The sequence below is a fragment of the Escherichia whittamii genome (genome assembly GCF_014836715.1).
Taxonomy (GTDB): Bacteria; Pseudomonadota; Gammaproteobacteria; order Enterobacterales; family Enterobacteriaceae; genus Escherichia; species Escherichia whittamii.
Genome location: NZ_JACSQI010000011.1, coordinates 1 through 13,131 on the forward strand (window position 1 = coordinate 1; position 13,131 = coordinate 13,131).

Below are 13,131 nucleotides of genomic sequence, written 5' to 3' on the forward strand. Positions count from 1 at the left end.
CCGGACCCGGGTTCGACAACTGGCGGCAGCCAGTTGGACAGACCGCGAACGCAGTGAACGGGCTGCCCGCAGGGCGACGAGGAGTTTCCCAACATAGTCTCATGTTGCGTTCATAAAGGATGGGGGGAAAGATACCTTGTTTTGCAAAATCATATTTGCATAAGATAATAGCGAAATAATATTTATTACTTACAAAGGCAAAAGCTGAATATAAATGTACAAAGCGATTCAATTCTAACTATTGCGAGTAAATGGATGGGAGTATCCTTTAATAACAGACAGCATGACTATGCTCTTCTGAAGCGAGCACAAGACAAAAGAGTTTCCGATATCGCTTTAAGAACTCTTGATGCAAAAGGTCCTGATGTTGTTACTCGCCTGCTTCTTGTTGAAGCAAAATAAATCTTAACTCTTACGAAACAGGTTGGCATTCAGGCACTCCAGACTCGCATATGTTCATGATCTACAAACAAAGATTCAAGATGTCATATCTGCGATGAATTCAACAATTTATAAGATGGAGGATAAAGCATGAACTTAACTGAAATTTCAAAAGAAATTGAAAAATTGAAATACCATATAAACATCCTTGGTGACATAATCGACTACCATAATCATCCTGTGGAGTCATTAACTATTTCAATGGATTGGGATGAAAAAAACATCAATCACACACATGATATATTTGAAAAATACGATGAAAAGTTAAGCAACAATGAAAGATTAAACTGGTATGATTTTGAAAACGACTTAAAAAACGAACTCGATATTGAATACCAAATGGTTAAACAAGTTATTCTTGCTTTTTACAAAAATCATCAGTGGACAGATGTTTGTTATCAATATGCGCTAAGTTTTGGACCTAACATACCTGCCGAGTTTCACCAAATTATTCATCACAATAACTAATTGTCTATCTGGTAGTAGGACAATTCTATTACCAGATAAATACATTTAATCATAGTTATTTATTTGGTTACTACCTAACGCACAAACTGATATGACATTAATGCTGGCGATGAGACAGTAAGTTATATACAATATTGATAATAGTCTCGTACATTTGTTTAAGTCAATTTAAGGATAGAACCATGTATAATACAAAGAGGATTGCCTGGCGCGCATATAAAAAAGGGTATCATACAGGGGAGAGTATAAAATGGTTTTCATATTTTCACTCAATTCTTACTGGAGCCTGCTTTACCTTTTTCATTGGGCTTTTTAGTGTATCTCCTGTCAATATCTCCAATAGTGTTCCGCTGTGGTGGGCTACGTTAGGTTTCGCAATATCAACATTGCTGAACACAGGCTTCTCATTATTTTACATATTTGCAAGTGGTGAAAGGGAGTTCATTTTTGAACTACACTCATATAGTAAAGTTGCTAATTTATTGATTATTACTTCATTAGCACTGCCAGTAATTTCATTTATCATGTTACTTTTTTATTACTCCACACATATTGGCGTAATAATTTTATTTGTCACAGCCATCATTTCATTAATAATAAAAAGAATGTTTTCCGAGATAAAATCAACAAAGGATAAAATAGAAAAGAGAAAGTTATGGTCAATTGAAAATGACAAGTTTGATGATTATGATACAATATGTGAACAATATGATTTTCCAATTTTTACACCAGAAGAACAATCCCAGAGAAGTATTGAACTTTATTTCCTTATCAAAATATATAAAATTATAAAAAACTTTCAAGACAGCAACCCTCAAATCGACAACATGGCTAATATTGATTCGTTTAATAACGAATTACTCAACATTGTTCATGAAATGTATAACAGCAGAAATTTCCTCCCGGGAATTTTATCAAAAAAAACAAAGAAACTGATTTTATTAACCATGACAAAAAACAATGAATTGAATAAGGAAAAAATATCAGAAGAGTTGACAAAACTGAATGAATATATTGAGAACAGACTTTATTATTTAAAATAGCTATTCTGCATTGCAACTAAACCGGCTATAGGCAGTTTCAGATAAAGTTGTAGCCCGGGCATAAACATCAAAAACAAAGCCCGGTTAGCCCGGGCTCTGCGCTTATAATACGCTTAACTGTATGCATGTAGCGTACGTTGGCAAAGTGCCGAACGTACGCAATCATTTTTGCCGAACCGGACGATCCCGACCATTTCATCTTCTTCGAAACGTTCCAGCGCGTCACTTAATCCGGAGCGCACACCGCGAGGTAAATCGCATTGCGTAATATCACCGTTGACGATAACCGTCACGTTCTCCCCGAGGCGGGTTAAAAACATTTTCATTTGCGCGGCAGTCACATTCTGCGCCTCGTCAAGAATGACGACTGCATTTTCAAAGGTACGTCCACGCATATAGGCAAACGGCGCAATTTCCACCTTCCCTATTTCCGGTCGCAGGCAATACTGCATAAAGGAAGCCCCTAAGCGCCGGACCAGCACGTCGTAGACCGGGCGAAAATAGGGAGCAAACTTTTCTGCAATATCCCCGGGTAAGAAGCCAAGGTCTTCATCTGCTTGTAGAACTGGACGGGTGACGATGATCCTGTCGACATCCTTATGTATCAGGGCCTCTGCCGCTTTTGCCGCACTGATCCAGGTTTTACCGCACCCGGCTTCGCCCGTAGCGAATATCAGCTGCTTACTCTCAATAGCCTTCAGATAGTGCAATTGCGCTTCATTTCGCGCCTCGATTGGCGAAGTATCGCGACTGTCGCGGGCCATACCAATGGCTTCTACGCCGCTCATCTGCACAAGCGAGGTGACCGATTCTTCTTCACGCTGTTTATGGCTGCGCGAATCCCGTCTCAGCACACGTTTTGCTTCGCGACGAGCTTTGATCACTGCTTTTTGTCTTCCCATGGAGAGCACCTTGAGTTGTTTGTATTCATCACACGCGCCATTGGCAGCGCGATTATGCGCACGAACATCAGAGGGTTGGCTTCCTTGTAAGCCATAGTTTGCTTTTGGAAATAACACCAAAAACGGCTACGCGCACCGTTTACGGCGTCGGTAACACGAGTAAAGAAAGGAAGTGGATGAGAATGTAGAGTGACGCAGTTGCTACCGGAGGAGAAGTCTCCGCGTTTGGTGGAGCGTTGATTGTCTAAAACATGTCCAGTACAGGACGTTACCATCCGCGATCTCCATAGTGACTGACTATCACTGCCGGGAATTACCGCTGTTACATAATAATTACAACAGATCTCTCATCCATTGCAACAATATATTCACCTATATTTAACCACAAACAGCCATTTCAGTGATATTAGTTTCTATTGGAAAGATGACAGCGTGATGACAGTAATAGAGAAAGTTATGTGCTTTCAGCAGGATTCGTGGTAGCTGGTAAAGTGCCTTGTTCTTGCCGGATGCGGCGTAAACGCCTTATCCGGCCTACCGATCCGCCACCAACTGTAGGCCTGATAAGATGCGTCAGCATCGCATCAGGCACCAGCACACGAATGCCGGATGCGGCGTAAGCGCCTTATCCGGCCTACCGTTCCGGCACCAATTGTAGGCATGATAAGATGCGCCAGCATCGCATCAGGCACCAGCGCACGAATGCCGGATGCGGCGTAAGCGCCTTATCCGGCCTACCGATCCGCGACCGATTGTAGGCATGATAAGACGCGCAAGCGGCGCATCAGGCATCAGTGCACGAACGTCGGATGCGGCGTGAACGTCTTATCCGCCTAAAAACATTAAACCCGCAATAATGCGCTTCCGAGATAATCGTTCGCGTCCTTCACACCCGGCAGCGCAAAGAAATAACCGCCACCGATGGGTTTGACGTACTCCTCCAGCGCCTCGCCGTTCAGTCTTTTTTGTACTGTCAGGAAGCCTTTTTCCAGATCGTGTTGGTAGCAGACAAACAGTAGCCCCATGTCCAGTTGCCCGGAATTGGTGACGCCCAACGAATAACTGTAGCCACGTCGCAGCATCAGGCTGGACTCACTCTCCGCCGTGCGGGGATTCGCCAGCCGGATATGGCTGTCCAGTGCAATCACCTTCCCTTCCGGGTCGCTGGCGTAATCGGGAACATCATGCTCATGCTTCATACACAGCGGCGCACCGGTTTGCTTATCACGACCAAAAATCGTCTGCTGTTCTTTCAGCGGTGTTCTGTCCCAAAACTCAACGCGAAACTGAATTAAGCGCACAGCCTGGTAGCTGCCACCAATAGTCCAGGCTGGTTCTTGCTGATCTGCCGTGACCCACACCACTTTTTGCATCAACTTATCATTCTGGCTATCGGGATTGGCGGTACCGTCTTTGAAGCCCAGCAAATTGATTGGTGTCTCTTTACCTTTACTGCGTGCCGCGTGATCGGAGATAAACCCTTCCCGCTTCCAGCGCACGCTGAGTAAATCCGGCGTGTGTTTGATGATATCGCGCAGCGCATGGATCACCGTGTCCTGGGTGTTGGCGCAAATCTGTAACAATATGTCGCCATGACATAACGCTGCATCAAGCGAGTCGTTGGGGAAACGCGTCATCTTTTGCAACTTTTTCGGTATCTGCGTTGCAAGACCAAAGCGCTCATCAAACAATGCGTGGCCCACCGATAACGTAATGGTGAGATTATCAGGCGCAATGTAGCCGCCAAGAATACCGGAATCGAGTGGCGGCAGGCGCGGGTTTGGCGTTTCTGGTGCCACTCCGCCCTGAGTCAGAAAAGCAAACCGCTGAGTCAACAAGCGAAACAATCGCTCAAGATCGGCTTTATCGCTGGCAAGCACATCAAATGCCACCAGCATCATTGCAGCCTGCTGCGGCGTCAGAATACCCGCCTGATGCTCGCCATAAAAAGGCTGCACTTCACTGCGCGCATCCGGTGAAAGCGTACCCGGCGCACTTTGCGGTTTTTGTGCATGCGCGACCGGGCAACTTCCCGCCAGCGCCAGCGCGCCAATCCCTTTCAGTAAACGTCGGCGTGACGGTTCATTCACGCCGTTTTCATTTTCATACTGCATAACGCTTAATCCAGCCCCAGCACACCGCGAAGTTGCGCCAGATCTTCCGCCAGCGCAGTAATCGGGCCTTTCAGCGCGTTACGGTCGGCATCGGTCAGCTTGTCGTAGGTTTCAAAACCGTCTTTGGTACGGTATTTCGCCAGAATGGTATCGACCTTTTTGAAGTTGGCATCGACTTTTGCCAGCAGTTCCGGGTTGGCTTTTTGCAATTGTGGACGCAGCAGATCGACAATTTTCTGCGAGCCTTCAACGTTGGCCTGGAAGTCCCACAGATCGGTGTGGCTATAACGATCTTCTTCACCACTGATTTTGCTGGCTGCCACTTCCTCAATCAGTCCGGCTGCGCCGCCGACCACTTTTGACGGTGGGAAAGCCAGTTCACTGATCCGTTTTTGCAAATCGACCACATCGGTATAAAGCTGGTCAGCGTACTGATCCATTCCTTTGGTGGAGTTGTCGCCAAATAAGGCTTTTTCCAGACGGTGGAAACCGGTGAATTTCGGGTCGGCGGCTTTTTGCTCGTAATCATCCTCACGGGCGTCAATGCTGCCATCCAGATCGGAGAACAGTTCAGCAATCGGTTCAATCCGCTCATAGTGCTGGCGCGTCGGCGCATACAGCGCTTTCGCTTTTTCGATATCGCCCGCTTTAATAGCGTCGGTAAAAGCTTTGGTGTCGGTAACCAGCTGCGTGGTTTCCGCCATGACATACGCTTTATATGCGGTAATTGCACCGCCGAGGCTTAACAGTGCATCGCTTTGCGCCGCATCCGCCGTTGCCTCACCTTTAACGATCAACTTCCCTTTCGGGTTAGTCAGCAGACCGCAGGTCATATCGTATTCTCCAGGCTGTAAATTTGCCGTCATTTTCTGGCTAAAACCGGGAGCGATGTTTTCTCGCTCTTCCACCACCATCACCCCTTTGAGGATCTCCCACTCCAGCGCCTTCTGGCTGTGGTTCTGAATGATGAACTGTGTTTTCCCGGCGTTAACCGTAATGGTCATCGGTTCGCACTGTTTATCTGTCACAGTGACTTTGACCTGCGGAATATCAGCGGCGTTAGCCATAAAAGCAGAGGAGAACAGCGCAGCTACGCTCAGGTGCAGTGCGCTACGACGGAAGTTAATGGTCATGACGAGACTATCCCTTTAAAGTATGTTGTAACTAAGCAAGAATTTGCGTCGTATTCGTTACGCGGAGCGAGACGCTGTCGTTCCTGCACGTGGCGGCAGAGCAAACGCTACCAGCGCCGGGATGAGATAAATAAACCAGACGGCGACTTCGCTGACGCTCGGCGCTTCCTGATAACCAAAAATACCTTCCATCAGCGTACCGAACAGCGAGTGAGTTGAGAGCACCGCACTCATATCGAAGGCGATTTCCTGAAAGTGGTTCCACAATCCGGCTTCATGAAATGCGCGAATGGCACCTGCCGCCAGCCCTGCGGCGACGAAGAGAATAAACAGGCTGGTCCATTTGAAAAATGCGCCCAGATTCAGTCGAATACCGCCCCAGTAGAGCAGGAAACCAAGCACCACAGCCGTGGCAAGACCCAGCATTGCGCCGAGCGGGGGCCAGATCCCGACATCTTGTTGAAATGCCGCCAGCAGGAAAAAAACCGACTCCAGCCCTTCCCTTGCAACGGCAAAAAAGACCATCATCACCAGCGCCCAGCCATGATGATTTCCACGCTGCAATGCGCTATCGACTGCCTGCTCCAGTTGCACCTTGACGTTACGCGACACTTTGCGCATCCAGAAAACCATCCAGGTGAGGATCACCACAGCAATCACCGCCACGATACCTTCAAACAGCTCCTGCTCTTTTTGTGGAAATTCGCCGGTGGTTTCATTAATGAAGATGCCCAGTCCCAGGCACAACGCAGCGGCAAGCAACACGCCAATCCACATGACTCCAATCCATCGGCCTCGCTGGGTACGCTTAAGATAGCTGGCAATCAAACTGACAATCAGCGCGGCTTCAAGTCCTTCGCGCAACATAATGAGAAACGGAACAAACATGCCACCCACCCTTAAACGTTTTTCTGAGTCAATCTATGCAAAGAAAAGTAAATCACAGTGATAGTGATTATCATTACGACACAGAAAAACACAAGCAGAATGTAGTGATAATGATGAGAAAATGTAAAAATATTTTGAGAAAAAACACAGAGGGCAATCACTGATTGCCCTCTGCCTGATTCCCATTATGACGTGGGATTTTCGGTAAAACGCCTTCCCTTAGCTTTCTTGCAACCGTGACGGCGGTGCCGAATGATAGTGCGCATCCGCTTCGGCAAAACGTTTTTGCATCGCCGCTGACGGCGCTTTACCCAGCAAACTAAACACCACAATCCCAATACTGCCGAAGATAAAGCCCGGAATAATTTCGTACAGTCCCAGCCAGCCGAACTGTTTCCAGACGATAACCGTGAGCGCGCCAATGATCATCCCCGCCAGCGCTCCGTTGCGCGTCATGCGTGACCACATCACCGAGAACAGCACCACCGGTCCAAACGCCGCGCCAAAGCCTGCCCACGCGTAGCTCACCAGCCCCAGCACGCGGTTTTCCGGGTTCGCTGCCAGCGCAATCGCCACCAGCGCCACCACCAGCACCATGACACGCCCTACCCACACCAGTTCTTTCTGGCTGGCATGTTTACGCAGAAACGCTTTGTACAAATCTTCAGTAATCGCACTGGAACATACCAACAACTGGCAGCTTAAGGTTGACATCACCGCCGCCAGTATCGCCGACAGCAGGATCCCGGCAATCCACGGGTTAAACAGAATTTGCGCCAGTTCGATAAACACGCGCTCGGCATTCTGATTTACTGCCCCCGCCAACGCCGGATGATCATTAAAGTAAGCAATCCCAAAGAAGCCGACAGCCACCGCCCCTGCCAGGCAGAGGATCATCCAGGTCATACTGATACGACGCGCATGGACGATGCTGTGATGAGAATCCGCCGCCATAAAACGCGCCAGGATGTGTGGCTGACCGAAGTACCCCAGCCCCCAGCCCATCAGCGAGATAATGGCGATAAAGTTCAGTCCTTTGAGCATATCAACGTTTTCAATGCTCTTTTGTTTGATAACCTCCAGCGAATCACCAAACCCGCCGACGCTGATAATGACAATAACCGGCGTCAGGATCAGCGCAAAAATCATCAGGCTGGCCTGTACAGTATCAGTCCAGCTCACCGCGAGGAAGCCGCCAATAAAGGTGTAAAGGATGGTCGCCGCTGCCCCTGCCCACAGAGCCGTTTCGTAGCTCATGCCGAAGGTGCTTTCAAACAGACGTGCGCCTGCCACAATGCCCGAGGCACAATAAATGGTGAAGAACAGCAAAATAACCAACGCGGAGATAATGCGCAAAATACGGCTTTTATCTTCAAAGCGCCCGGTGAAATAATCCGGCAGAGTTAAGGCGTTATTGTTGTATTCGGTATGCACACGCAACCGCCCTGCCACCAGCTTCCAGTTGATCCACGCGCCTAATGTCAGGCCGATGGCAATCCAGCTTTCGGAAATACCGGAAAGAAAAACTGCGCCCGGCAACCCCATTAACAGCCAGCCGCTCATGTCAGACGCACCCGCAGATAATGCCGTTACAAACGGCCCAAGGCTGCGACCGCCCAGAATATAGTCGTCGAAGTTTTTAGTTGATCGCCAGGCGATAAACCCAATCAATATCATGCCAAAGATATAGACACAAAATGTCACCAACATCGGTGTGCTAATAGCCATCTAAAGTCTCCAAAAAATTATTATCGGCAATGTCGAAACTTGCCGTTATATCTGCCACCGGAACGGGGTAACAGAGTTTATGTTTTACCAGGGCGACCGTATCCTGCCGGAAGTGCTGGTTATTCACAATCGATTTAACACATCATTTACATCAAATTTTATTACCCAGCGACACTATTTTTCATCAGGTTGCACTTCCTCACATTTTTTGCAGTTGCACCTTTCAAAAATGTTAACTGCCGCAGAGAAAAAGCCTGCATTACTTTTTTAATTCCTGTCATATCGATTTCTTTTATTAACATTTCATTCATTTTTAAGCTTGCTACGTAAGTCACATTTAACGCGGTTGCGCAAAGTTGCAACATAATAGATATTTCACGATAACGTTAAGTTGCACTTTTCAGAACAACAGGAGTAATGGCATGGGAACCACCACTATGGGGGTTAAGCTGGACGACGCGACGCGTGAGCGTATTAAGTCTGCCGCAACACGCATCGATCGCACACCGCACTGGTTAATTAAGCAGGCGATTTTTTCTTATCTTGAACAGCTGGAAAACAACGATACCCTGCCGGAGCTGCCTGCGCTGCTTTCTGGCGCTGCCAATGAGAGTGATGAAACGCCGAATCCGGCAGAGGAACCACACCAGCCGTTCCTCGACTTTGCCGAGCAAATTTTGCCGCAGTCGGTTTCCCGCGCCGCCATCACCGCCGCATATCGCCGCCCGGAAAGCGAAGCGGTTTCTATGCTGCTGGAACAAGCCCGCCTGCCGCAGCCGATTGCTGAACAGGCGCACAAACTGGCGTATCAACTGGCGGATAAACTGCGTAATCAAAAAAACGCCAGTGGTCGCGCTGGCATGGTGCAGGGGTTATTGCAGGAGTTTTCGCTGTCATCGCAGGAAGGCGTGGCGCTGATGTGTCTGGCGGAAGCATTGCTGCGTATTCCCGACAAAGCCACCCGTGATGCGTTAATTCGCGACAAAATCAGCAACGGTAACTGGCAGTCACACATTGGTCGTAGCCCGTCTTTGTTTGTTAATGCCGCCACCTGGGGGCTGCTGTTTACCGGCAAACTGGTTTCTACCCATAACGAAGCCAGCCTCTCCCGTTCGCTGAATCGCATTATCGGTAAGAGCGGCGAACCGCTGATCCGCAAAGGTGTGGATATGGCGATGCGCCTGATGGGCGAGCAGTTTGTCACTGGCGAAACCATCGCGGAAGCGTTAGCCAATGCCCGCAAGCTTGAAGAGAAAGGTTTCCGTTACTCATACGATATGCTGGGCGAAGCCGCACTGACCGCAGCGGACGCGCAGGCGTATATGGTTTCCTACCAACAGGCGATTCACGCTATTGGTAAAGCATCCAATGGTCGTGGCATCTATGAAGGTCCAGGCATTTCAATCAAGCTGTCGGCGCTACACCCGCGTTACAGCCGCGCCCAGTATGACCGGGTAATGGAAGAGCTTTACCCGCGTCTGAAATCATTAACCTTGCTGGCACGCCAGTACGACATTGGTATCAACATTGACGCCGAAGAAACCGATCGTCTGGAGATCTCCCTCGATCTGCTGGAAAAACTCTGTTTCGAGCCAGAGCTGGCAGGCTGGAACGGTATTGGTTTTGTTATTCAGGCTTATCAGAAACGCTGCCCGCTGGTGATTGATTACCTGATTGAGCTCGCGACCCGCAGCCGTCGCCGTCTGATGATTCGTCTGGTGAAAGGCGCATATTGGGATAGTGAAATCAAGCGTGCGCAGATGGACGGCCTTGAAGGTTATCCGGTTTATACCCGCAAGGTGTACACAGACGTCTCTTATCTCGCCTGTGCGAAAAAGCTGCTGGCGGTGCCAAATCTAATCTACCCGCAGTTTGCAACGCACAACGCCCATACGCTGGCGGCGATTTACCAACTGGCGGGTCAGAATTACTACCCGGGCCAGTACGAGTTCCAGTGCCTGCATGGCATGGGCGAGCCACTGTATGAGCAGGTCACCGGGAAAATCGCTGACGGCAAACTTAACCGTCCGTGTCGTATTTATGCTCCGGTCGGCACACATGAAACGCTGCTGGCGTATCTGGTGCGTCGCCTGCTGGAAAACGGTGCCAACACCTCGTTTGTTAACCGTATTGCCGACACATCTCTGCCGCTGGATGAACTGGTTGCCGATCCGGTCACTGCCGTTGAAAAAATGGCACAACAGGAAGGGCAAACTGGATTACCGCATCCGAAAATTCCACTGCCGCGCGATCTTTACGGTCACGGACGCGACAACTCGGCAGGGCTGGATCTCGCCAACGAACACCGACTGGCATCGCTTTCCTCTGCCCTGCTCAATAGTGCACTGCAAAAATGGCAGGCCTTGCCAATACTGGAACAACCGGTAGCGGCAGGTGAAATGTTACCCGTTATCAACCCGGCGGAACCGAAAGATATTGTTGGCTATGTGCGTGAAGCCACGCCGCGTGAAGTGGAACAGGCACTGGAAAGTGCAGTAAATAACGCGCCAATCTGGTTTGCCACTCCTCCGGCTGAACGCGCGGCGATTTTGCATCGCGCTGCCGTGCTGATGGAAAGCCAGATGCAGCAACAGATTGGTATTCTGGTGCGTGAAGCCGGAAAAACATTCAGTAACGCCATCGCCGAAGTGCGTGAAGCCGTCGATTTTCTCCACTACTACGCCGGACAGGTGCGGGATGATTTCGCTAACGAAACTCATCGTCCATTAGGGCCTGTGGTGTGTATCAGTCCGTGGAACTTCCCGCTGGCGATTTTCACCGGGCAGATCGCCGCCGCACTGGCGGCGGGTAACAGCGTGCTGGCAAAACCGGCAGAACAAACGCCGCTGATTGCCGCGCAAGGCATCTCTATTTTACTGGAAGCGGGCGTACCGCCAGGTGTGGTGCAGTTGCTGCCAGGTCAGGGTGAAACTGTGGGCGCGCAACTGACGGGTGATGATCGCGTGCGCGGGGTGATGTTTACCGGTTCAACCGAAGTCGCCACGTTACTACAACGCAATATCGCCAACCGCCTGGATGCTCAGGGTCGCCCTGTTCCGCTCATTGCTGAAACCGGCGGTATGAACGCGATGATTGTCGATTCCTCCGCCCTGACCGAACAGGTCGTCGTCGATGTGCTGGCCTCGGCCTTCGACAGTGCAGGTCAGCGTTGCTCGGCGCTGCGTGTGCTGTGCCTGCAAGATGAAATTGCCGACCACACGCTGAAAATGCTGCGCGGCGCAATGGCTGAGTGCCGGATGGGTAATCCGGGTCGCCTGACCACCGATATCGGTCCGGTGATTGATAGCGAAGCGAAAGCCAATATTGAGCGTCATATTCAGACCATGCGTGGCAAAGGCCGTCCGGTGTTCCAGGCGGTGCGGGAAAACAGCGAAGATGCCCGTGAATGGCAAAGTGGCACCTTTGTCGCTCCGACGCTTATCGAACTGGATGACTTTGCTGAATTGCAAAAAGAGGTCTTTGGGCCGGTGCTGCATGTGGTGCGTTACAGCCGTAATCAGTTACCAGAACTGATCGAGCAGATTAACGCTTCCGGCTATGGCCTGACGCTCGGCGTCCATACGCGTATTGATGAAACCATTGCTCAGGTCACTGGCTCGGCGCATGTCGGTAACTTGTATGTTAACCGTAATATGGTTGGCGCGGTGGTTGGGGTGCAACCGTTCGGCGGCGAAGGATTGTCCGGCACCGGGCCGAAAGCAGGCGGGCCGCTCTATCTCTACCGTCTGTTGGCGAATCGCCCGGATAGCGCACTGGCGGTGACGCTCGCGCGTCAGGATGCAGAGTATCCGGTCGATGCCCAACTGAAGGCGGCATTAATTCAGCCGCTAAATGCACTGCGGGAATGGGCGGCAAACCGGACAGAATTGCAGGCGTTATGTACGCAATATGGCGAACTGGCGCAGGCAGGAACACAGCGATTGCTACCAGGACCGACGGGTGAACGCAACACCTGGACGCTGCTGCCGCGTGAGCGCGTGTTGTGTATTGCGGATGATGAGCAGGATGCACTGACCCAACTCGCCGCCGTGCTGGCCGTTAGCAGCCAGGTGCTGTGGCCGGATGACGCACTGCATCGTCAGTTAGTGAAGGCATTACCATCGGCAGTCAACGAACGGATTCAACTGGCGAAAGTGGAAAATATTACCGCTCAACCGTTTGATGCGGTGATCTTCCACGGTGATTCGGATCAGCTTCGCGCGTTATGTGAAGCCGTTGCCGCGCGGGATGGTGCAATTGTTTCGGTGCAGGGTTTTGCCCGTGGCGAAAGCAATATCCTTCTGGAACGGCTCTATATTGAACGTTCACTGAGTGTGAATACCGCTGCTGCTGGCGGTAACGCCAGTTTGATGACTATCGGTTAAACAGGTTGCCGGAGGATGTTGCAACTTCC

The 13,131-nt window shown here is 50.1% G+C and carries 9 protein-coding genes; 3 read left to right on the top strand and 6 right to left on the bottom strand.

All coding sequences use genetic code 11. The features are described 5' to 3' along the window. Positions 1-531: 531 nt before the first annotated feature. Positions 532-909 (top strand): DUF1878 family protein, encoded by a 378-nt coding sequence (locus tag H9644_RS16085; RefSeq protein ID WP_191775350.1) that lies wholly within the window; start codon positions 532-534, stop codon positions 907-909. A 182-nt stretch (positions 910-1,091) separates the two neighbouring features. Then, positions 1,092-1,952, top strand: coding sequence for a hypothetical protein (locus tag H9644_RS16090; RefSeq protein ID WP_064528477.1), 861 nt, complete (start codon positions 1,092-1,094; stop codon positions 1,950-1,952). Positions 1,953-2,065: 113 nt separating this feature from the next. Here H9644_RS16090 and phoH read toward each other — a convergent pair whose 3' ends face one another. The 6 genes from phoH to H9644_RS16120 form a co-directional block, all read right to left on the bottom strand. Then, positions 2,066-2,854 (bottom strand): phosphate starvation-inducible protein PhoH, encoded by a 789-nt coding sequence (gene phoH / locus H9644_RS16095; protein WP_064528475.1) that lies wholly within the window; start codon positions 2,852-2,854, stop codon positions 2,066-2,068. An 842-nt stretch (positions 2,855-3,696) separates the two neighbouring features. Beyond that, positions 3,697-4,968 (bottom strand): iron uptake transporter deferrochelatase/peroxidase subunit, encoded by a 1,272-nt coding sequence (gene efeB, locus H9644_RS16100; protein ID WP_191775352.1) that lies wholly within the window; start codon positions 4,966-4,968, stop codon positions 3,697-3,699. Between the two features lie 5 nt (positions 4,969-4,973). Then, positions 4,974-6,101 carry an iron uptake system protein EfeO gene (gene efeO / locus H9644_RS16105; RefSeq protein WP_191775361.1) on the bottom strand — a complete coding sequence of 376 codons (1,128 nt, stop codon included), beginning with the start codon at positions 6,099-6,101 and terminating at the stop codon, positions 4,974-4,976. A 57-nt stretch (positions 6,102-6,158) separates the two neighbouring features. Continuing rightward, positions 6,159-6,989 carry an iron uptake transporter permease EfeU gene (gene efeU / locus H9644_RS16110; RefSeq protein ID WP_000497943.1) on the bottom strand — a complete coding sequence of 277 codons (831 nt, stop codon included), beginning with the start codon at positions 6,987-6,989 and terminating at the stop codon, positions 6,159-6,161. 219 nt (positions 6,990-7,208) lie between these two features. After that, positions 7,209-8,717: a sodium/proline symporter PutP gene (gene putP, locus H9644_RS16115; RefSeq protein WP_135559665.1), complete on the bottom strand. Its 1,509-nt coding sequence runs from the start codon at positions 8,715-8,717 to the stop codon at positions 7,209-7,211. Between the two features lie 161 nt (positions 8,718-8,878). After that, positions 8,879-9,082: a hypothetical protein gene (locus H9644_RS16120; RefSeq protein ID WP_149025975.1), complete on the bottom strand. Its 204-nt coding sequence runs from the start codon at positions 9,080-9,082 to the stop codon at positions 8,879-8,881. 57 nt (positions 9,083-9,139) lie between these two features. Between H9644_RS16120 and putA the strand changes: the two genes are divergently transcribed. Next, entirely contained in the window at positions 9,140-13,102 is a 3,963-nt protein-coding gene (gene putA / locus H9644_RS16125; protein WP_191775372.1) for a trifunctional transcriptional regulator/proline dehydrogenase/L-glutamate gamma-semialdehyde dehydrogenase, read from the top strand. Positions 13,103-13,131: the final 29 nt, after the last annotated feature.

Bases quoted from the DNA above. Each gene is read 5' to 3' on its own strand.
- H9644_RS16120 (WP_149025975.1), bottom strand. From the start codon at position 9,082: ATGTTGCAACTTTGCGCAACCGCGTTAAATGTGACTTACGTAGCAAGC.
- putA (WP_191775372.1), top strand. From the start codon at position 9,140: ATGGGAACCACCACTATGGGGGTTAAGCTGGACGACGCGACGCGTGAG.
- efeO (WP_191775361.1), bottom strand. From the start codon at position 6,101: ATGACCATTAACTTCCGTCGTAGCGCACTGCACCTGAGCGTAGCTGCG.
- phoH (WP_064528475.1), bottom strand. From the start codon at position 2,854: ATGGGAAGACAAAAAGCAGTGATCAAAGCTCGTCGCGAAGCAAAACGT.
- putP (WP_135559665.1), bottom strand. From the start codon at position 8,717: ATGGCTATTAGCACACCGATGTTGGTGACATTTTGTGTCTATATCTTT.
- efeU (WP_000497943.1), bottom strand. From the start codon at position 6,989: ATGTTTGTTCCGTTTCTCATTATGTTGCGCGAAGGACTTGAAGCCGCG.
- H9644_RS16085 (WP_191775350.1), top strand. From the start codon at position 532: ATGAACTTAACTGAAATTTCAAAAGAAATTGAAAAATTGAAATACCAT.
- efeB (WP_191775352.1), bottom strand. From the start codon at position 4,968: ATGCAGTATGAAAATGAAAACGGCGTGAATGAACCGTCACGCCGACGT.
- H9644_RS16090 (WP_064528477.1), top strand. From the start codon at position 1,092: ATGTATAATACAAAGAGGATTGCCTGGCGCGCATATAAAAAAGGGTAT.